Source organism: Secundilactobacillus oryzae JCM 18671, from assembly GCF_000740055.1.
GTDB classification, from domain to species: domain Bacteria; phylum Bacillota; class Bacilli; order Lactobacillales; family Lactobacillaceae; genus Secundilactobacillus; species Secundilactobacillus oryzae.
This window is the reverse complement of sequence record NZ_BBJM01000070.1, coordinates 1-772: the sequence shown is the minus strand read 5'-3', so window position 1 is coordinate 772 and position 772 is coordinate 1. Positions and strand designations below refer to the sequence as shown.

1 protein-coding gene is annotated in these 772 nt (G+C 41.1%); it reads right to left on the bottom strand.

Annotated features, from left to right (window positions below; genetic code table 11):
• Window positions 1–772, bottom strand: a 772-nt coding sequence (locus LOSG293_RS09785; protein WP_034529878.1) for an IS3 family transposase, incomplete at both ends; no start/stop codon positions are given.

The window sequence follows — 772 nt, the reverse complement described above, 5'->3', positions numbered from 1 at the left end:
TTTAGTGTTTCTTGGCGACGCTTGTAGTTATACCAGTTAATACATTTTTCGATAAGTTGAACCATTTCTTCTCGATTTAATGCATGGTGAAAATTAAAGAACTCGGTCTTCATATGACTCCAGAAGCTTTCCATAGGACTGTTATCTCCAGGGGTTCCTGGACGCGACATACTATGCTTAACCCCATTGCTAGCTAGATGTTTGTTAAATACTCCAGATGTATAGCTTGATCCCTGATCTGAGTGTAAAACCGTTGGTTTTGCACCATTGCTTATTGCTAATGCCTTATCAAATGTTCGAGTCACCAAATCGGCTGTCTCAGTTTCTTCAATGTCCCAAGCAATGATACTGTGGTCGTTCAGGTCTTTAATCGCACTAAGTCTCAAACGTTCACTGAATTTCCAACCAAAACGTAGCTCTGTACAATCAGTTACCCAGACCTGATTTGGCTTGTCTGGCTTAAAATTATGGCCTTCATCTGAAAGGAGGAGGTTATTGCTGATGTGCTCTTTCCGTTGAGCTTTTCGATCATGCTGTGCCACGCGAATTGAAGCCACGATACCATTTTCACGCATGATCCGGCGCATTTTTCCAGCACTAGTTCGATATGTTGTATCGCAATGAAGATTCATCATTAATCTTCGTACTCCAAGGGTATATTCGTTCTCCTCTTCAATAATTTTGACGTACTTTAATATCTCTTTATCTTCCAGAGCACGTTTGCTTGGGGTTCGGTGTATCCATTTGTAATATGCAGCACGTGAGACTTTCA